Annotated in this window: 16 protein-coding genes; 8 read left to right on the forward strand and 8 right to left on the reverse strand. The window is 36.1% G+C overall.

The window, feature by feature from the left end:
* Positions 1–104 precede the first annotated feature (104 nt).
* Genes VK161_RS01975 through VK161_RS02005 form a run of 7 tightly spaced genes read right to left on the reverse strand, consistent with a single transcriptional unit; the run spans position 105 to position 5,786 of the window.
* A complete protein-coding gene (locus tag VK161_RS01975) occupies positions 105–1,517 on the reverse strand; it encodes a hypothetical protein (RefSeq protein WP_324213073.1) in 1,413 nt (470 codons plus the stop codon).
* A complete protein-coding gene (locus VK161_RS01980) occupies positions 1,514–2,218 on the reverse strand; it encodes a hypothetical protein (RefSeq protein ID WP_324213074.1) in 705 nt (234 codons plus the stop codon). Before VK161_RS01980 ends, VK161_RS01975 begins: the two co-directional genes overlap by 4 nt.
* A 3-nt stretch (positions 2,219–2,221) precedes the next feature.
* Complete coding sequence (locus VK161_RS01985; protein WP_324213075.1) at positions 2,222–2,710, reverse strand: hypothetical protein; 489 nt, start codon at positions 2,708–2,710, stop codon at positions 2,222–2,224.
* 24 nt (positions 2,711–2,734) lie between these two features.
* Complete coding sequence (locus VK161_RS01990) at positions 2,735–3,118, reverse strand: hypothetical protein (RefSeq protein WP_324213076.1); 384 nt, start codon at positions 3,116–3,118, stop codon at positions 2,735–2,737.
* 6 nt (positions 3,119–3,124) lie between these two features.
* Positions 3,125–3,742, reverse strand: coding sequence for a hypothetical protein (locus VK161_RS01995; RefSeq protein ID WP_324213077.1), 618 nt, complete (start codon positions 3,740–3,742; stop codon positions 3,125–3,127).
* A gap of 2 nt (positions 3,743–3,744) precedes the next feature.
* Positions 3,745–4,485, reverse strand: coding sequence for a hypothetical protein (locus tag VK161_RS02000; RefSeq protein ID WP_324213078.1), 741 nt, complete (start codon positions 4,483–4,485; stop codon positions 3,745–3,747).
* 8 nt (positions 4,486–4,493) lie between these two features.
* Positions 4,494–5,786, reverse strand: a complete 1,293-nt coding sequence (locus VK161_RS02005; protein ID WP_324213079.1) for an OmpA family protein — start codon at positions 5,784–5,786, stop codon at positions 4,494–4,496.
* Positions 5,787–5,896: 110 nt separating this feature from the next.
* On the opposite strand from VK161_RS02005, the gene VK161_RS02010 reads away from it, so the two are divergent.
* Together VK161_RS02010 and VK161_RS02015 are read left to right on the forward strand one after the other, a co-directional pair.
* Positions 5,897–6,430, forward strand: a complete 534-nt coding sequence (locus VK161_RS02010; protein WP_324213080.1) for a sigma-70 family RNA polymerase sigma factor — start codon at positions 5,897–5,899, stop codon at positions 6,428–6,430.
* Positions 6,431–6,437: 7 nt separating this feature from the next.
* Entirely contained in the window at positions 6,438–7,148 is a 711-nt protein-coding gene (locus tag VK161_RS02015) for a hypothetical protein (RefSeq protein ID WP_324213081.1), read from the forward strand.
* On the opposite strand, the gene VK161_RS02020 is transcribed toward VK161_RS02015, so the two are convergent.
* A complete protein-coding gene (locus tag VK161_RS02020; protein WP_324213082.1) occupies positions 7,140–10,181 on the reverse strand; it encodes a CHAT domain-containing tetratricopeptide repeat protein in 3,042 nt (1,013 codons plus the stop codon). The genes VK161_RS02015 and VK161_RS02020 overlap by 9 nt on opposite strands.
* Before the next feature lie 123 nt (positions 10,182–10,304).
* Between VK161_RS02020 and VK161_RS02025 the strand changes: the two genes are divergently transcribed.
* From VK161_RS02025 to VK161_RS02050, 6 genes are all read left to right on the forward strand, one after another.
* Positions 10,305–11,162, forward strand: a complete 858-nt coding sequence (locus tag VK161_RS02025) for an MBL fold metallo-hydrolase (RefSeq protein ID WP_324213083.1) — start codon at positions 10,305–10,307, stop codon at positions 11,160–11,162.
* Between the two features lie 148 nt (positions 11,163–11,310).
* Positions 11,311–11,739, forward strand: coding sequence for a MarR family transcriptional regulator (locus VK161_RS02030; RefSeq protein WP_324213084.1), 429 nt, complete (start codon positions 11,311–11,313; stop codon positions 11,737–11,739).
* 65 nt (positions 11,740–11,804) lie between these two features.
* A complete protein-coding gene (locus VK161_RS02035) occupies positions 11,805–14,246 on the forward strand; it encodes a TonB-dependent receptor domain-containing protein (protein ID WP_324213085.1) in 2,442 nt (813 codons plus the stop codon).
* Positions 14,247–14,345: 99 nt separating this feature from the next.
* Positions 14,346–15,890 carry a S8 family peptidase gene (locus VK161_RS02040; protein WP_414655408.1) on the forward strand — a complete coding sequence of 515 codons (1,545 nt, stop codon included), beginning with the start codon at positions 14,346–14,348 and terminating at the stop codon, positions 15,888–15,890.
* A 36-nt stretch (positions 15,891–15,926) separates the two neighbouring features.
* Complete coding sequence (locus VK161_RS02045) at positions 15,927–17,063, forward strand: aspartyl protease family protein (protein WP_324213087.1); 1,137 nt, start codon at positions 15,927–15,929, stop codon at positions 17,061–17,063.
* Between the two features lie 16 nt (positions 17,064–17,079).
* Positions 17,080–19,506, forward strand: a complete 2,427-nt coding sequence (locus VK161_RS02050; RefSeq protein WP_324213088.1) for an outer membrane beta-barrel protein — start codon at positions 17,080–17,082, stop codon at positions 19,504–19,506.
* The last annotated feature ends 26 nt before the right edge of the window (positions 19,507–19,532 follow it).

Below are 19,532 nucleotides of genomic sequence, written 5' to 3' on the forward strand. Positions count from 1 at the left end.
AGTAGTATTTTACGTTTCTACTTAGTGTTGCTTCATGAAAAAAGTAAACATCTGAAACAAAAAACCGCTCAAAAAAATGAACGGTTTTCCAATTAACCTAACTATTACTGACAATTACACGGTTGCAATTGCCCTTGATTTTGTAGCAATTGATTGATTTTTTCATCGAGCAGCTCTTCATTATTTTTGTATTGTTTCAAAATTCGAACATGCTCTGTTTTTACTTTTTCAAACCGAATTCGCTCTGTGGTAGTGCACGAGATAAGACACGCATAACTATTGATGGCTTTGGCGTCGTTATTTTTTTGAGCTTCTTTTAGTCCGAGTTCGTGTTCTCGAATCGATTGATCCAAATTGGTTAACAAGATGTTGTAATAATTACCCATTGCGTCTTCACTATTGGCGTTTTTTACAAAAGGCGCGTCTTGCATATCACTTGTTTGTGAAAAGGTAGTTGCACTCGACTTTGTGTTTTGCATCAATTGCTCAGCCTGCTTGATTTGTTGTAATTTCAGTTTTTTTAGTTTCGGATCTTTCTCTGCATTGGCTTCAGCGTACATTTGTTCCAAGGAAGCATTCATTTCGGCACTGTTTTGCGCCATTGCATGACCCATCATTTCGCCCATCGGCTTATAGCCTTTACCCGAAAAACTCACACTAGCATTCTCAATGTAGTTCATAAAAATCGAAACGCCATCACCCACAACTCCAGTAATCATATACGTTTTTCCAGTCGGACTGGCGATGAATCCCAAACCCCAATAGCCCGAAATACTGTAGGTGAATTGGGTATCAATCAAAACTTCTTGCGGATTGGACAACCAAATGGACATTTTTTGCCCTTCGTACGTTCCCGAATATTCCACTCTTGGGTATTTGTTGCCGCCGACTTTCCCTACTTTATTTCCCGTCTTTTTAAAGGTTTTGAAAAACTGCTGGCTTAACATTCCGGTTTGGATGTCGTGTACCACCATCGATTGACCGCTACCCATTTTCATAGAAAAATTGCCTTCCGAACTTTTGATGTACTGGTAAAAATCGTTATTGGCTGTTTTAATCTGCGTCATTTCGCCTTCTGGATTTTCGCGTAACAGCTCTTTGATGCCTTTCCAATCGAGCATAGCATACCCGTTTTTGGTATTGAGGTAGAAATAGGAAACCAATTCGCCTTCGGAGGAATGAACGGAAAAACCGATTTTTTTATTGAATGAAAAACTTCCGTTCAAACCGATTTCGTTATACACCAATTGACCTGCATTGGGTGTTTTGGGCTTCGGAATCGAAACCGTAACATCCAATAAATCGTTTGGATCGGGTTCGTTGCTTTTTACATCTAATAAGTCATCCGCATCAGTTAAAATGGGTACGTTGGCTTTTGGTTTGTCTTCTAAAACTGGCACATTCGTTTTGGGCTTGTCTTTGATGATGGGAACATTGGTTTTGCTTTTGGGTTTTTGTTGTGCCAAACTCAAGGTCGAAAGACCAAAAAAACTGAGCAAAAGTATTTTTTTTATCATGATTTTAAATAAGATTTGAGGTGAAACTCGTAGGTGTTGGGTCCGTAATTGAGCAATTGCAATTGGAAATCTTCTCGGTCAATGTGTGTAATCAATTGCTTTTTTTGAAATACGTTGATGAAATCCAAATTGATCGGAATTCGGCCATCGCCATCCAACCTTGAAAATCCATACACTTGAAAGCTATTGATTGGAATTTGAGTCGTTGCAAAAAGAATTTCACTGCCTTCCATTTTCAGGTATTTCAAGATGTATCCACTGCAAATAAGATCTTTTTGTTGGACGTTTTTTTGTGAAATGATTATTTTTTCTTCCAATGGCGCTAAGAGTTTATCTTCTATTTCCGAAGAAACGACTGCATTAATTTGCTGTTCCAATCGAACTTTTTGACCGTGTTCATCCGTAGCAAAAATCACGTATTTCCCGTCAGGATAAGAAATTACGGCCTGAATCATATCATCGTTCGGAACGTACAACACTTGTTGGGTTTGTTCATTGACGTAAAACCAAAGTTCTTCGGTTATTCCATTAATTTCAAAGCGATACGTCAACGCTTGATCAAAATACGCTAGGGTATCGTTTTGTTCTTTGATGGTTTCTTTCGACTTTGTCTCAATCGGAAGGTTTTCAGTCAACAGAATTTCTTCTTTTTTACAGGAAACAAACATCAAAAACGAAGCAAGAAAAAACAGGTTTTTCATGGGTTACATTTTGATAAATAGGCGTGCCGATTGGATTTCGCCTTTTACTCCGAGTGGTTTTGCTTCTAAAATGACTTCATAATTGCCTTTCGGAATTTCAGAAATCGTTTCGTTGGAATTGGTTTGGATATTGGATAAAATCGAAATGAAATCGAAGGTTTCTACTGGCATAAACATATCGCCAGGAAAAAACGGAATCGGACTTCTTTTAAGGCTTCCCAATACTTTTCCGTCTTTTTTGACCGTAGTGTTAAAGACAAACTGAACGACTTCTTGTTTATCGGAATTTTGCGGAATATCAATACCCGTAAAAACAAAATGGATCTGGTGTTTTTTATCTCTAAAATCAGCGTACAGATTTACTATTTTATTCGATTTTAGTGTGATTTCTGCTTTGGATTGTTCGTTTATTTTTACTTCGCCTTGCACAAGTTGCGCATGCGAAAAAAAACTAGCTACTGTAAAAAGTAACACTGTGATGGTATTTTTCATGTGAATGAGATTTATTTTTTGGTATTAAATGGAATCAAAATATTCGTTAAAAACTTTATTGGGTCGTTTGTCGTGAAAATCGATGGTGTATTCGATTCCAGCCGCGTATTTCTGTGTTTGTCTGTACAAGGTATAGGTCACAACAAAAGTTCGTCTGGCCACATTATCAGTAATCGAAACTGTCATTCTGGCTCGTGATCTACCGTCTAAATTATCGTAAATTTGGGGTACTTGTTTGAAAGCTTGAATCAGATTTTCTTTGCCTCCAAGCTTATTATAAATTTCAGTTTCGCCATTTTTAATGATGAATTTTGGCAAACTCCCTTTTGGGTCACGATTTTTAAAAACAATTTGCGCCTGACCCAGAAAACCACATAGAAGTAGTAATGTAAAAAATATCTTTTTCATCTAATTTTAATGTAATGGTGTGATGCTATATACAATTCCGAGATTGTATTTGGCTTTGTTGAAACGCATGTAACCTACGCGAGTTGGAATATTGGTTGTTCTTTTTGCTTGCTCTAATGTTATTGCGGGCATGTTTGCGTCTTTCAAAAACACAATCGTTTCTAGTTTTCCAACTATTTCATCGTTTACAGGTTTGTAGACTTTGAGTTCGTAAACAATCTTAAAATACGCATTGTCTTCGAGTTCTTTCATGGTTTTATAGCCGTATTTGGCGGGTTCAAATTGGAAGCGAACTTTAGTATTCATCAGCGATTTGATATTGCCATTACTCACTTTCATCCCGCCATTTCTGGGTACTTCAAAAACGCGACCATAGTCACCAATATACTTAAATCCGGTGGGTTGAATTTGATCTTCATTGCCTGTGATTTTATTTTTTACAAACAAACGGCAATAGCCAATTCCGTGGACACTTTCGGTTCCAACATTTATATTTTGATTGATGGTATGCGCGGCCAACCAATCGAATTTGAAGTCGTATTTAACGGTTTCGGGCAACGCTTGTGCAAAAGTGTTTGCAATGGTTAACAGAACTACTAAAAAGGAGAATTGAATTTTTTTCATGGTTATTGTAATTTTTGATTAATAATTTTTTGGGCTAAAGCGATGGCTTTGGCATCGTTTACCGAAGCATCATCGGATAAGTCAACGGTGAGTTGAAACGACAAACCTTTGTACAACACTCTTAATTCGCGCATGGGCACGCCTGCAAATTTTGTATTGGTAAATACAGCGTAATCACCCACGCCTTTCACCTCTTCTACACTAAAATTTTTCATGGCGTTTTTGGCTATTGAACTCGCGCCGTCGGTTTGTTGCTTGGTGGCTTTTCCATCCGAATTTAACTCGTTCATTTTTTTAGCAATAGCTTCATCGGCTTGTTTGATTTCGGCTTCGGTTGGGTTGTGATTTTCTTTTTTGAACGCTTCCAAAGTGGTGTTTTTTACCCAACTCAGTTCCACTTTATCGGGTCTTGGCGCTTCAATTTTTCTGCCCATGACCTCAACAGTTTGCATGCGATTTGATTTTTCCCACGAATACGAAATTGAAATTTTATTGTACTTTTTTTCGATTTCAGTATCGGGACTTTTTTTGGCTTCTGCGGCCGGATATCCGCTTGTTTCTGCGGCTAATTCGAGCGTGAGCAATTCATCTAATTTGCCTTTAAAATCGTCGGCCAAAATCACTTTATCGTTTATTACTTGGTTGAGTTCGTCTTCCATAGTGGAATTGTTTTCTTTTTTATCGCCTTCGCAGGTAAAAGCAAGAAAGAAAAGACTCAGTACTGCGGTTAGAATTGTTTTCATGGGTTCATTTATAGTTTTACAAATTCAACACGACGATTTTGTGCTTTTTCAACAGCCGTTTTATTTCCGTTTAATGGTTCACTTTCGCCCTTTCCGTCGGTTTGAAAGCGATTCGGGTCGATTCCGTAATTGGTTGCTAAACTGTTTTTGACTGCTAATGCTCTTTTTTGTGAAAGTGATAGATTCGCTGAAGTATCACCATCACTGTCGGTATGACCAATTATTTTGACTTTAACCGTTGGATTTTCTTTCAAAACAGTAGCCATTTCATTGAGTACAGTTGCGCTTTCGGGTTTGATTTTATCGCTGTTTACGTCGAATAAAATTCCGTTGGTTACAAATCGGCCTTCGGTAATTAATTTATTTCGAGTATCGGCTCCGGCCACAGCATAGCGAATGTTGGTCAAATACACTTCACATTCTTCAAAAAAGCTTCTGAAAAAGGCAAAATCATAGTTTTTCGATTCGGTGAAAAAACGTGGCATATCAAGAAGTTTGTCTTCATTGACATAGACACGAAGTCTTGCTTTTTGTCTCCAAACCGATACTTTTACAAAGTTGTTATTCTTTGCGTTCCATTGAGGCATCGGAATTTCATTATTGATTTCGGTTCCATTGGAAGGAATGACTTGCACATTCAATTGTTCGGCACCAGGATGTAAATAGACAATTGATGTTCCTGAACCAAAAAATCGTTCTAAGAATAAATTGTCGTTGGAAGTTGAAAAATTCAATCCAAAACCCGGATAATTATTAGTGGGATCAGTGTTGATGCCGACTTCGAATTCAATGGTAAAATTTTCGGGCAATTTTTTTATGTTATCGGGAATAAAAGCTCCGTTTTTGGTCATGTTCAACCATTTCCCATCTTTATCGTCAATGTTTACAATTTCACCGCTGGCATTGGTGTTGAATTCGGCTGGAAAATCACCCGTATTCAATCGTTCGAAATTGTCAAAATACAACTCTTTCTCTCCGGGTACAAAATCAAATTTTGAATTCGATTTTACGGGCTTTTTGGTTGAAGTGGTTTGTTTATTTTCGTTTTCAGAAGTAGCAGTGGTGGTTTCTTCGGTTTGCTCGTCAGCGTCTTTTTTCTTCTTGTCCTTCTTTTTGAAAATTCCTTTGATACCTTCTTCTACTTTGTTGAGGGTTTTATCAACCACTTCGTCGCCGTTGTCTTCTCCTTTTTGGTAGGTTTTGTCTTTGGCTTTTTTCACTACTCTACCGCCAACCGTTTCTTGCGCGTTTACGGATAAATTAACAACTATCAATCCGATTAGAATTACTATTTTTTTCATGTGTTAAGGTGTTTTAATTTCTCGTTAGTGAACACCCATTCAAAAAGTAAACATTGTGCTGTAATTTTTTTTTATTTAGATTTGTTTACTTCCATAAAAAAAAACTACTAATGAATGAATCCAGCGTTGTAATCGATTTATTGAAAAAAAACGATGAGAAAACCATCCGTTCAGTATACAATGACAATAAAAACGGTTTCATTCTTTTTGCCAAACGCTATAATTTGAGCCATGACGACCTCATCGATGTTTATCAGGATGCCATAATTGCCTTGATTGAAAATGCGAAAAAGGGTAAAATCGACGATTTAAAAAGCAGTGTTACTACTTACTTATTTGGAATTGGAAAGTTTATGATTTTTCAAAAACTAAAGAAAGAAGGCAAAACCATTGCGATGGATGATTTTGAAAAAGTGGAAATGGTATATGATGATTACAGCGAAGAAGAAACCAACTTACAAGTCCAATTACTGCAAAACGGATTCAAAAAATTAGGAGAACAATGTAGAAAAGTGCTTCAACTTTTTTATTATGAAGAGAAAAAATTAGACGAAATACAAACCCTTTTGGGGTATACCAACAAAGATGTTCTTAAAAGTCAGAAGTCAAGATGCTTGAAACAACTGAAAGAACTCAGCAAATAAAATGAACATGGACAAAGAGCAATTAGTAGAACGCTACTTCGAAAATCAACTTTCGGAAGAAGAACATAAAATCCTTCAAAATTATTTGGATACTGATGCTTCTTTTGCCGAAGAATTTGCCTTTCAAAAAAATGTAAAACAAGCCATTACGTTGAATGAAAGAGCCGAATTGAAGCAGAAGTTACAGTCGTTCGAATCTCCAAAATCAACAAAAAATTGGATTTTAAAATGGTCGGTTGCCGCTTCCATTGCGGTTGTTTTGGTCGCAGGTTATTGGTTTATGAATCAGTCACCCGACACTACTGAATTGTACGATGAGTACTATCAATCGTATCCGAATGTGGTAGCGCCGACCGTAAGAGGAGAAAATAAAACCGATCTCAAATCGCAAGCTTTCTACGAATACGACAGCGGAAATTACCAAAAAGCCTATGAATTATTCTCTCAATTGTATGCTACTGACAAAGACGATTACGCGCTTTTTTACAGTAGTTTATCATTAATTGAATTGAACAAACCTCAAGAAGCCATCACCTTGATGGATCAATTTGACCTTAATAAAAACAACGGATTCACGCCTTACTTTAAATGGTACAAAGCCTTGTCGTATTTGAAAGCAGGAGAAAAAGAAAAAGCGACGGAATTACTTCAATCGCTGTCTGAAAACCAAAATCCGCAGCAAGAACAAGCTCAAAAATTACTGAAAGAATTAAAATAGTTTTTTTCTGAGTAGAAAAACTGCACTGCCAATTAAAAGAGCAATTCCAAGGTATACAAAAATGGAAATGCCTTCATCGATAGGTCGCACATCGCCATTCACTACAAATCCGGCCCAATAAAACGGATGATTTTTCATCGGGTTTTTTTCAAGAAAGGTGCGTTTGGCATTGGCTAGTGCTTCGTCTTTCGACTGACCGTCTTTTAGATTTTCGTAAAACGCAATCATGATTTCTGAGGTTTCTTTATCGGGAACTTGCCACAAACTGTACACCGACGATTTTACTCCTGCATAGGTTAATGCGCGTGATAAACTCATTATACCTTCGCCGTTTTCGTGCTCGCCAACTCCGGTATTACAAGCACTCAAAACCACCATTTTAGAAGGAAAATTCAATTGATATAATTCATTAAAATATACTTTTTGATTGTTAGTGAAAACTAAAGACGACTCGTTGTAGTTGTCTTCCATTAAAGAATGCATTGCTAAATGATGAAAATTGTATGAGGTAGTGGATTGTAAAAAATTAGATTTGGTGGCTTGCTCGTTCAAAAAAAGCTGACCCTTAAATAAATTGCTAATAACCTTCGCTTCATTTTTTGCTTCTTTTAAGTCGAACAAATTTCCTCTTCGCAAACCTCTATTTTGTTGAGCTGAAGGTATTTTATCATAATTAGGAGCAAATGATACAAATTGATTGGATGATGTTGAAATTCTTTTCTCTTGTAAAATATCCCAAAGTTTCATCGAATAAGCATAACTCACTAAATAGTTTTTGATCAACCATTGTCCTTTTTTATTCTGTAAACTTTCAAAAGAAATGTAATTTAAAAAATCTTCCGGAATAACAATTAAAGAGGTTGTTGGGTGTTTTTCCAGAATGGGCTGAAGAAGAGTTTCGTGTAATTTAGTAGCGCTTTGAACATAGTTTTGGTCAATCAAACGAATGTTTTTAAGATGATTTTGGGTCAACGTTCTGGCTGTTTTTGTTGGGCACAAATAACGAAGTTGAATGTCATCTTGATTCAAAACAAATGCATAAACATTCAGATCAGTGACTACGTATTTCACCATAGTTTGATTCTTTTTCAGCTTATTTTGTACTTTCTCTACATCAAAACTATTGGATTTGAATGTTTGATAAGCCGCATCAAACTTGTTAATAGCTGCAGTTGTTTGCTGGATTTTCTGTTCAATTTGTATTACTTTTTTTTGATCAATTGCAGACATTTTTTTTATTTCACCTGAATGCATCAAAGCATTTTTTTCAAAAACCAATTGATTGTATTCTTGAATTAATGAAGCAGGAACTTTCAGATTTTGGCTGTTTTTGGATTCAAAAATATTCCATAAGTGCTGTGATGAATTGTTTTCAATCCGATTTAAAATGGCTTTGATTTTTTTGGTATCGTTAGGATTAATGAGCAATTGTGTTTGCAACAGTCCAGATGCAATTTCTTTATTGAACTCGTTCAACCGATAATTGTATTTCCCTTTTTGATAAAATTCGCTGAACATATCCGAAACAATAAAATACAAATTATTGGCTGTGACTAAATCGTCTTTACTTTTACTTTTTTGATAACTCTTGAAGTAAATGTTGGCCGTATTCAGAACATTTCTAATAAAAACATCGCTGTTGAACTTTTTGAAATCGGAATAGTGTAAACTCTTTAAATTCTTGAGTGTTCTTTGTTTTGCCAATAACTTTTGGTACGACTTCAAAAAGACCAACTTCGACTCATTATTTTGATTTAAATTATACCGTAAGGTGGCTTCCAATACTTCGATGGTAAACCGCGAGGCATTAAAAAAAGGTTCCTTTATTTTTTTCGATTCTTCAATTACATTTAGTGCTTCTGTGTACTTTTTGTATCGAGTATAGGCATTAGCTAGTTTCAAGCACGCCACTAATTCGTCGTGTTTGGATTCACTTTTGCGTGCTATTTGAAGCGTTTTTAGGTTGAATTCAATATGGTTTTTACTGTTTGGAACATCATCAATAGGTTTGAACAAAAATACATTTTCATAGGCATACCGACTGAGCAACATCGTGTTATCTTTCTTTTTTCTATCCTCTGAATAATTATCAAACACCAAAACAATCGAATCAAGGTATTTTTTTGCAATGGACTCTTTTTTGTCTAAAACATTCATCCTTAGATTGGATAAATACAGCAGCGATTTAAAATGCAAATTCCAGTTTTTTAGCGTTCCGACATCGGTTGTAGCAAACTCTTTTTGACGGTACCATTTGTAGAAGTTTTTGTTTAAGAAAGCCACCAATTCTCTGGCTTTAGCTTCATCTCCATAATTCAAATTTTCCCAAATGGTATTATTCGCCGAATTGACAACGTAGGCTTTATCCAATCGATTGGATTGAATATGAAGTTCTAAACTTTTAGTGTAGTGATGTAACGATTGATTGTGAAAGTGTAAATCGGAATACGAAATAGCCAAAAGATTGTGAACATAGCCCAGTTCTTCATAGTCTTTGGGAGCCAATTTGTAAATTAGTTTTAAGGCTTTTTCCAAAGAAACAATTGACTGCTCATAATTTCTTGTACGTCGTTGTACATCTCCAATATCAACAAGAGAACGATACACATTGGCATCTTTGGGAAGATTTTTTAAAGTATAACTATAACAAATGTTCAAATACTTTAGTACTTCATCCCAATCATCCAAACAATACGACAATTCCAAATATGTATCGCTGATTAACTTTTTGTTTTGGGACGTTGGTTGTATTTTTGAATGAAATGGGAGGGCTTTTTTAAAATAAACTATTGCTTGATTGTAATTGCCTTTTTCGACCTCATCCATAGCCTTGGTATACAAATAATTGGCCGAGTAAAGCGAAAAATTTTTATCGTTTTTATTCTTTTGTAATTGTTCCCAAATAAGAAATGATTCGTCAAATTTTCGAATTTTAGAAAGTGAATCTGCCTTTTTTTGCAACTGTTGACTCGAGGTGTTTTGACCATAAAAAGCTATGGGTAGCATTAAAATAAGAATCCAAAGTTTTTTCATTTTGAGCTATGATTTAACTTATTAGTGTCTTACTCTGAAAAAAGTAAACCTACATTTCCATAAAAGTAGAAATACTTTTTTAATTACTAATTGAACAATAATTATATTTGTAAAAAAGATACCATGAAACTCTACCCTATAGAAGCCGGAAATTTTAAACTCGATGGCGGCGCAATGTTTGGCGTGGTGCCGAAAACCATTTGGAACCGCACCAATCCTGCCGATGAAAATAATCTTATTGATATTGCTGCGCGTTGCCTTTTGATTGAAGATGGCAATCGATTAACATTGATTGATACTGGAATGGGCAACAAACAATCGGAGAAATTTTTCAGTTATTATTCGCTTTGGGGCGATCATTCATTGGATAAATCATTGGCAAAATATGGATTTCATCGCGATGATGTGACCGATGTTTTCATGACGCATTTGCATTTTGATCATTGTGGTGGAAGTGTCAATTGGAATGCTGACAAAACGGGTTATGAAGTCGCTTTCAAAAATGCCAAGTTTTGGACGAATGAAAACCATTGGGAATGGGCAACTAAGCCTAATGCGAGAGAAAAAGCGTCGTTTTTGCACGAGAATCTCATTCCGATGCAAGAAAGCGGACAACTTCATTTTATTCAAAGACCTGACAGTGATTTTGGTTTTTCTACCGAATTAGGTTTCGGAATTTTCTATGCCGATGGTCATACCGAAAAACAAATGCTACCACACATTCAATACCAAGACAAAACCATCGTTTTTTGTGGTGATTTACTGGCAACTGCTGGTCATATTCCGATTCCGTATGTAATGGGTTACGATACACGACCATTATTGACTTTGGGTGAAAAAACCAAATTCATGACTGCGGCTGCTGACAATAATTATTACTTAATGTTAGAGCACGACGCTCACAATCAAATAATTACAGTTGAAAACACCGAAAAAGGGGTGCGTTTGAAAGACGTTTTTAAATGCGAAGACCTTTTTTAAAAAAATTCGAATAACACCAACAAAAGCACTTAATTCATTAGAGTTGAGTGCTTTTATGTTTTACTCAAATTCTAAATTCTTGTTAAACTTTTAATTGATATATCAACAATTGATAAATCATTTTTAGTTTTGTTTAAAATTTATTCGAATGGAGCAATTAAAGAACGTTATTTTTTATCAAATCGAACAGGCCATTAAAACCTACCGAATGTATGCGCAGAAGCAAATCAAAGCCAACGGATTAAAAATCACCATCGATCAATGGTTGGTGTTAAAAAGCTTAAAGGAAAATCCTGATTTTACTCAAGCAGAATTAGCAGAAAAAGTCTTTAAAGACAGCGCGTCCATCACTAGAATTCTCGATTTATTAGTACAATCAGAATACGTTGAACGCGAAATCAATCCAAACGATCGAAGAAAATTCAACCTCAGCGTGACTTCAAAAGGCGATTCTATTTTAGCCGATACGTATGCAGTTGTTCTTCAAAATCGGAAAAAAGCTTTGGAAGGAATTAGCGAAAACGACATTCAAATCATGAGTGAAACGTTAAAAAAAATCAGTAAAAATTGTAAATAATAGCACAATCAATCATCAATCAATGCGAACCCAAAAACTGGGTGAGCCACTAAAATCATCATTACATGACACGTTTAATTCTTTGGTTAACCTTACTTTTGGTTACCGCATGTCAGACCCAATCATTCGGTCAGAATTCTTCTGATAAAGTTACTTTTAGCGGAAAATTAATTTCAGAAAATAACGACAAAATTACTTTCAGCGAGGTATTTCTGTACCAAAATGAAACCACCATTCTTATCAAAACCGAACTCACTAACGAAAACGGCGAATTTGTTTTTACTGGTGTTCCAAAAGGAAATTACATTGTAAAAACCAATTGGAAAGACGAAATAGTAACTGTGACTTCAATTACTCTTCAATCGGAAACCAATTTAGGAACGCTTACCGTAAAAACACAATCACAACAATTACAAGAAGTGGTTGTGGAACGAAAAAAATCTTTTATAGAGCGTTCTGAAGGCAAAATGATCCTTAATTTGGACAGCAACATTGGTTCGGCAGGTTCATCCGCTTTTGAAGTATTGGAAAAAGCGCCAAGCGTAAATATCGATGACAACGACAACATTAGTCTACGTGGGAAAAATAACGTTCTCGTTCAAATTGACGGAAAATTAACGCCAATGACCGGAACCAATTTGGGGAATTATTTGCGAGGAATTCCATCAAATGCAGTCGAAAAAATTGAATTCATTACCAATCCTTCTTCAAAATACGATGCCAGCGGAACCGCCATCATCAACATCAAAATGAAGAAAGACAAACGCAAAGGAACCAACGGAAGTGTTTCGGTTGCCTACGGACAAGGTGTGTATCCGAAATCGAATAACGGTTTGACATTGAATCACCGCAATAAAAAAGTAGCTCTTTTTGGAAATTATAGTTTTGCGTACCGCGAAGGATTCAATAAGCTTCTCTTGGTTCGGCAATTCTACGAAAACAACAATTTCATTGGCGCTTATGATCAGGATAATTTCTTAAAAATGGATTTCAGAAACCACATCGGAAGAATCGGAATGGATTATTTTGCCAATGATAAACATACCTTCGGAATTTCGGTAAACAAAGTCAGCAATCGTTTCAATCCAAACGGTGAAAATGCAACCGATGTTTACGATGAAAATAATGTGCTTTCGTCTCGATTCAGAACCAGTAATCGCTCAAAAGATCATTGGCAAAACCATTCGGTGAATTTGAATCACAAAGTCGTTTTGGATACTTTGGGAACCGAAATAGTGACTGATTTTGACTACGCTAACTACGGAAACATCACTAAACAAAATTTTACCACTCGTTATTTGGATTTGAACAATAACGAATTTCAAAATCCTTACCTGCTTTACGGAGATGTCAAAGGAGATTTGGATATTTTTTCTCTCAAAAGCGATTTTGTAACCACTTTCAAAAACAAATTGAAACTCGAGTCGGGCTACAAAACCAGTTATGTAAAAGCCGACAATAACTTGGCATTTTTTGATAGAAGTTCGGGAATTGATGTGTTTGACCCAACCAAAAGCAATCATTTTATTTACAAAGAAAACATTAATGCGTTGTATGTCAATTCGTCTAAAACATTCGGGAAATGGAGCGCACAACTGGGTTTACGCATTGAAAATACCAATATAACAGGTGAACAATTAGTCGATAATACTTCGTTCAAAAACAGTTACACCCAATTGTTTCCAAGTCTTTTTGTGAGTTATAATTTGAACGATAAAAACAGTTTAGAATTCAATTACAGTCGAAGAATTGCCCGCCCGAGTTACGATCAATTGAATCCGTTTAAGTTTTATTTGGATCCTACTACCTACAAAGAAGGAAATCCGTTTTTGAACCCAGAAACCACGCATTCACTTGAAATTACTCATGTTTTAAACCAGAAGATTTACACCACATTGAACTTTTCAAGAACCAATAACAACATCGCAGAAGTGATTGCTCCTTCAGATACTGATGCACAAGTTACCATTCAAACCAATAAAAATTTAGACACTTTTGACCTCTACGGATTGTTTGTAGTAATGCCTTTGGAGTTTACCCAATGGTGGAGTTCAACCAACAGCATCAATTGTTACTACGGCGCGTACTCTGGAACCATCGCCAATACAACTATCAAAAATCAGGGAAATTTCAACTACAATATGAACTCTGTAAACAATTTCAAAATCACTAAAAGTTTTACATCTGAATTGACTGCCAATTATCGAGCTCGTGAAATTTATGCATTTATGGATGTGAATCCGATTTGGTTCATCAATGTTGGTTTTCAAAAGAAATTCAAAAACAATAGTTCATTGAAATTGGTAGTAAACGATGTTTTTTACACCAACAGAACCACTGCCGACACTGAGTTTACTAATTACAAAGAAGGATTTAAAGTGTCAAGAGATACGCGAGTTGCCATTTTATCCTACACTTACAATTTTGGAACGTCAAACAATCAAGCTCGCAGAAGAACTGGCGGCGCCGATGATTTAAAACAAAGAGCGAATTCATCCAATGGGTAAATCGCTTTCAACATAAAAACTGTTATTAATTTTTAAACTTATTATGATATGAAATTAGTTTTCCAAACCCTTCTCATCAGTTGTTTTTCCTTGACGATTATGGCTCAAGGACCAAATGGTGATTCGTACAAAAAATCGGCCTTAACCGAAAATGAATTGAAACGTTGGAGTCATCTTGATTTAGAAAAAGACTCTATTCCAGGAATGAGTATCGACCGAATTTATTCAGAGTTAATCAAAGGCAAAAAAGGAAAGAAAATAATTGTGGGTGTTGTTGATTCGGGTGTTGACATCGATCACGACGATTTAAAGTCGAAAATATGGACCAACACCAAGGAAATCCCAGACAACGGAATTGACGACGATAAAAACGGTTATGTTGATGATGTTCACGGATGGAATTTCCTCGGAAACAGCAACAACGAAACCTTAGAAATGACCCGAATTGTAAAAAAAGGCGATGATGGTTCGCCTGAATACTTATTGGCAAAAGCCGAATACGATAAAAAATATCAAAAATTACTCGACAACAAAAATCAGATTGATGCCATTTATAAGGCCAATAAAGTGATGGGTGATTTTCTCCAAAAAGAAGATTTTACTATCGAAGATGTAAAGAACGTTACCTCAACGGATGAAGAAGTGGTAAAAAGTAAAGCCGCTTTAGAAAAAATTGGAGTGGCAGGAAAAACATTATTGAATAACATTGCCAAATTTAAAGACAATGTTTACGACCAACTGAATTATAATTTAAACACTCAATTCAACGGTCGCGAAGTAGTTGGCGACAACCCAAATGACATTAACGACACTAATTACGGAAACAACATTGTTTATGGACCGGACAAAAAAGAAGCCTTACACGGAACGCATGTGGCCGGAATCATTGCTCAAGTCAGAGGTAATAATGTAGGTGGCGATGGTGTTTATGACAATGTAGAAATCATGTCGGTGCGCGCGGTTCCTAATGGCGATGAGTACGACAAAGACATTGCACTCGCCATTCGTTATGCCGTTGATAACGGAGCCAAAGTCATCAATGCTAGTTTTGGAAAAAATTATTCGCCCAATAAACAATGGGTTTATGATGCCATTAAATATGCCGAGAGCAAAGACGTACTGATTGTTCACGCCGCCGGAAACGACTCTAAAGACATTGATGTTGAACCCAATTTCCCTAACGATTCGGATGATAAGGTAACCGAATTTGCCAATAACGTAATCACAGTTGGGGCATTAAATTTTGAAAACGGAACTAAATTGGTTGCCAATTTTTCCAACTACGGAAAAAACAATGTTGATGTATACGCACCTGGTGTAAAAATTTACGCTACAACACCCAACAATGAATACCAATATTTACAAGGAACTTCGATGGCTTCACCCAATGTAGCCGGAGTTGCGGCAATGATTCGGTCGTACTATCCCAATTTGACAGCACAACAAGTCAAAGGAATCCTAATGGAATCGGGAACCACAATCAGTGAAGATGTAGTGGTTGGCGGAAACAAAAACGACAAAAGACCTTTCAACTCATTATCCAAATCAGGTAAGATTGTCAATGGTTACAAAGCGATGGAACTGGCTAAAAAAATGTCGAAAAAATCAAAGAAAAAATCGAAGAATAAAACCTTAAAAGGATAGATAAATCCAATTTTAATTGATACAATTTTGTGTGCCATGAGAGTCGTTTTTAAAAAATGCTTTATCATAGGGCTTGTCCTTCTTTTGCATCAGAATTTGGTTTTGGCGACCACAGCTACATCAAAACCAACTGCAATTCAACTGATAAATGGCTTGCCTTATGTAGAAGTGATGATCAATGGGAAAGGTCCGTATCTTTTTGGTTTTGATACAGGATTTGGTGCCGAATTAGAACTGGATGCCGAATTGGCAAAAGAATTAAACATTGTTGTCTCGGGTCAAACTACTGTTGGTGATGGTTCGGGCGTGAATGAAATTACGTTAAACACGGCCAACATTAATAACATAGAAATTGGAGATTATTTGAGAAGCAATTGTACGGCTGTTCTTCGAACCAATGCACGAAAAAATGTCTCCGGAATGGAAAATGTGAAAGGAATCATTGGCATTGGTCTTTTTACCAAACACAAGATAGTAATTGATTACCCGAAACTTCAATTTTCAGTTGAAAGCGAAGACTTGCCTAATGCTAATCACGAATATATCTTTGATTATGAAGAAGTTGGCGGTGGTGTTCCTCAGATAAAATTAACAGTAGGTTCGTTCAGCTTAAATGCAGTAATTGATAGTCGAAGTATGTCGGGAGAATTTAAAATTCCTACTGAAATTGCCGAAAAACTTACTTTCTTGACTACACCCAAACTCATCGGAAAAGGAAGAACCATCAGCAATACCATCGACATTAATGAGGTCAAAATAAAAGAAGAAATTGCCATTGGTCAATTGATTTTTATCGAACCAACAATCACGTATCCTTCGCTGAATGAAAATGCCATCATCGGTTCTAAAGTACTACAGAAGTTTTCAATTGCTATTGATACCAAAAACAAACGAATTCAGTTTACAAAAGGAATTGAGCCGAAAAAAAACGAGCAATTACTAGAGTATACGGGGAAATATGGAGACCGAACGCTGACGGTTGTGGGTGACTTTCTTTACATCCAAAGACCAAATGGTGCGGTTTTAAAAATGATCCAAAAAAACAAAGACGAATTCACGTTGGAAATTGTTCCCAACGCCATTTTACTATTTGAACGAGACGCGACGAACCAAATAAAATCAATCAAAGTGAGCAAAGGCGATGGTAAGTGGGAAACTGCCGATAAAAATTAATTTAAAATCAAACCGAATGAAATCATCAATCTTATTTCTTATAGCCTTTTTACATGTCTCTTGGTGCTTTTCACAAACCGATGGAAGTGTAAAAGGAACCGTTGTGGATGCCAATAAAAAACCTGTTTCATCTGCCAATTTAATGCTTCATCGTGCAGCAGATTCGGTATTTGTAAAAGCAAATTTAACTTCAGAAGAAGGTCAATTTGAGTTTGAAAATTTAAAAGAAGGAAGTTATTTTATCACCATTTCACATGCGTCTTTTGATGCTTATTCAAGTGGTAATTTTACTATTTCACCCGAAAATCAAACGGTCGCTCTCAAAGAAATAACACTGACCTCAACTTCTACTACTTTACAAGAAGTAAAAGTTACAAACGCACCCAAACCCTTTGTGGAACGAAAATTAGACAAATTAGTGGTCAATGTTGAAAACAGTACTTTATCAGCTGGAAATACCGTTTTGGAAGTACTCGAACGCGCTCCGGGAGTTATGGTAAACCAAGAAACTTCGATTAACTTAAAAGGAAAATCGGGTGTGATTGTGATGATTGATGGTAAACCTTCTCCGCTTTCAGGAACCGAATTGATTACCTTTTTAAAAGGTATTCCTGCCTCCAGCATTCAAACTATCGAAATCATAACTAATCCTTCGGCTCGCTATGACGCTGCAGGAAATGCGGGAATCATAAACATAAAATTCAAAAAAGACCAACGACAAGGTTTCAATGGTTCGCTTACACTAACTTATGGCCAAGGAATCTACCCAAAACCTTCTGCAAGCACCAACCTCAACTACAGAGTCAAAAAATGGAACTTCTTTGGAAGTCATTCGTATTCACAACCCAAAAATTTCACTAATTTTTTCATCAACCGGAAATTTTTTGAGCCCAATGGTGATTTGAATTCGACTTTCGAACAAATATCATATACCAAGCATTTCATTTCGAGTCATAATTCGAGATTGGGTATCGATTTTTTTTCATCGGATAAAACAGTAATTGGCGTACTTTTTAATGGCAATTGGAACGACCAATCACGCAACGGAAACACCAACGCTACCATTACAAATCCAAACGGATTTTTAGATTACACCACCCAAACTTCAATCCTTTTAGACGAAAATAGGTTCAACGGATTTGCTAATTTGAATTTCAAACACACTTTCAATTCCAGAAAAGAACTAACCGCCGATTTTGATATGGGTTCATTTGATGCAACATCCATACAAGACATTGAAAACACCAATTCAAACCCAGATGGTTCGCTAATTTCGGCTAATAAATTGGCTACTGATCAAACGGGAACAATCAACGTAAAATCGATAAAAGCCGATTACTTTCATTCTTTTTCAGAAAAAACCAAGATGGAAATGGGAGCCAAAAGTAGTTGGGTAACTTCCGATAATGAAGTGGCTTTTTTTGATGTTATTAATGGTCAAAATCAATTGGATCCTGAGCGTTCCAATCATTTTATTTACGAAGAAAACATCAACGCCTTGTATACTAGTTTTTCGAAAGAATTTACCAAATGGGATTTACAATGCGGCTTGAGAATGGAACACACTGATACCAAAGGTGAGCAATTAGCAACAAACGAATCGTTCTCTCGAAATTATGTCAATCTTTTTCCGAATGTGGTTGTCAATCGAAAATTTTCTGAAACCAATTCACTCAGCCTTTCTTATGCCAAACGAATTGATCGCCCAACCTACCGTCAATTGAATCCGTTTAAGGTTTTTGTCGATTCGTATACTTATGTGGTTGGCGATCCTACTTTAAATTCGGTAATCACTCATTTGTTAGAACTCAATCACACATTCAAAGGAAAATACGTTACAACATTAAGTTATTCAAAAAGCAAAGAAAGCATAACCGACATTTTTGTTCAAGACGATGTTACCCGTATATCGTATCAAATTCCAGCCAATATTCAAGATTTTGAGCAATACAATCTGGGAATTTATGTTCCGTTTAATTATAAAAAAATACTCATCTCTACTCTTTCAGGTTCTGTTTACTTGAACCAATATTCGAGTCCGTTGCAAGGCGGAAATTTAGAACAAGATTTCACCTCTTGGGATGTAAATCTGAGCAATAGTTTTGCTTTAGGAAACGGTTGGACCGCCGAATTGAACGGATACTATCAAAGCAAAATGGTTTGGGGATTATTCTACATCAAAGATTTGGCTCAAATTACTACAGGAGTTCAAAAAACATCCAAAGACAAAAATTCTACGTTCAAATTTTCAATAACCGATTTGTTTCAAACCAATCACATTGCAGTGGTTGTTGATTATCAAAATCAAGATTTCTTTACCGATAGAACTTGGGACTCAAGAGTTGCGAGTTTGTCGTATACGTATCGTTTTGGTAAAAACACTGTAGCAAGAGCGCGCCAAAGAAACACTGGTGTTGAAGATGAGAAACGAAGAGCAGGATAATTCAAATGATAAAATAAAGTTAATTC

The organism is Flavobacterium sp., from assembly GCF_035299245.1.
Taxonomy (GTDB): Bacteria; Bacteroidota; Bacteroidia; order Flavobacteriales; family Flavobacteriaceae; genus Flavobacterium.

Bases quoted from the DNA above. Each gene is read 5' to 3' on its own strand.
- VK161_RS02000 (WP_324213078.1), bottom strand. From the start codon at position 4,485: ATGAAAACAATTCTAACCGCAGTACTGAGTCTTTTCTTTCTTGCTTTT.
- VK161_RS02010 (WP_324213080.1), top strand. From the start codon at position 5,897: ATGAATGAATCCAGCGTTGTAATCGATTTATTGAAAAAAAACGATGAG.
- VK161_RS02020 (WP_324213082.1), bottom strand. From the start codon at position 10,181: ATGAAAAAACTTTGGATTCTTATTTTAATGCTACCCATAGCTTTTTAT.
- VK161_RS02005 (WP_324213079.1), bottom strand. From the start codon at position 5,786: ATGAAAAAAATAGTAATTCTAATCGGATTGATAGTTGTTAATTTATCC.
- VK161_RS02015 (WP_324213081.1), top strand. From the start codon at position 6,438: ATGGACAAAGAGCAATTAGTAGAACGCTACTTCGAAAATCAACTTTCG.
- VK161_RS01975 (WP_324213073.1), bottom strand. From the start codon at position 1,517: ATGATAAAAAAAATACTTTTGCTCAGTTTTTTTGGTCTTTCGACCTTG.
- VK161_RS02040 (WP_414655408.1), top strand. From the start codon at position 14,346: ATGGCTCAAGGACCAAATGGTGATTCGTACAAAAAATCGGCCTTAACC.
- VK161_RS02025 (WP_324213083.1), top strand. From the start codon at position 10,305: ATGAAACTCTACCCTATAGAAGCCGGAAATTTTAAACTCGATGGCGGC.
- VK161_RS02035 (WP_324213085.1), top strand. From the start codon at position 11,805: ATGACACGTTTAATTCTTTGGTTAACCTTACTTTTGGTTACCGCATGT.
- VK161_RS01980 (WP_324213074.1), bottom strand. From the start codon at position 2,218: ATGAAAAACCTGTTTTTTCTTGCTTCGTTTTTGATGTTTGTTTCCTGT.
- VK161_RS02045 (WP_324213087.1), top strand. From the start codon at position 15,927: ATGAGAGTCGTTTTTAAAAAATGCTTTATCATAGGGCTTGTCCTTCTT.
- VK161_RS01995 (WP_324213077.1), bottom strand. From the start codon at position 3,742: ATGAAAAAAATTCAATTCTCCTTTTTAGTAGTTCTGTTAACCATTGCA.
- VK161_RS01990 (WP_324213076.1), bottom strand. From the start codon at position 3,118: ATGAAAAAGATATTTTTTACATTACTACTTCTATGTGGTTTTCTGGGT.
- VK161_RS02030 (WP_324213084.1), top strand. From the start codon at position 11,311: ATGGAGCAATTAAAGAACGTTATTTTTTATCAAATCGAACAGGCCATT.
- VK161_RS02050 (WP_324213088.1), top strand. From the start codon at position 17,080: ATGAAATCATCAATCTTATTTCTTATAGCCTTTTTACATGTCTCTTGG.
- VK161_RS01985 (WP_324213075.1), bottom strand. From the start codon at position 2,710: ATGAAAAATACCATCACAGTGTTACTTTTTACAGTAGCTAGTTTTTTT.